Source organism: Bifidobacterium sp. UMB1197 (assembly GCF_030217745.1).
Taxonomy (GTDB): domain Bacteria; phylum Actinomycetota; class Actinomycetes; order Actinomycetales; family Bifidobacteriaceae; genus Bifidobacterium; species Bifidobacterium vaginale_B.
In genome coordinates, this window is sequence record NZ_JASOOL010000040.1 from 1 (window position 1) to 301 (window position 301).

Below are 301 nucleotides of genomic sequence, written 5' to 3' on the forward strand. Positions count from 1 at the left end.
CATATCAACTTTATTTGAATCGCCAGTATATACAGCAATATCAACATGACCGTGGTCTATAACGAGTTTGTCACCCTTGATGTCTTTGAACTTTGTCGAAGTAGATTGCTGACTTTGAGAATCTTGCTTTCCGCTTTTCGCGTTATGGTCCCCATGAATAAGACCACCGTTATTACTTCCAAAAAGTCCTTGTTGCTGCATTTTTGCTCCAGGCCATGGAGTCACATACACAGTGTTGTTGTTACCGTTAATGAAGAAAGATCCGTTACTTTGTTGCACATTAATGCTGTGATCCTCACTT

At 40.2% G+C, this 301-nt stretch carries 1 pseudogene; it reads right to left on the reverse strand.

What is annotated here, in order from left to right:
* Positions 1–301: pseudogene (locus QP420_RS06525) on the reverse strand (choice-of-anchor M domain-containing protein); the annotation flags it as partial.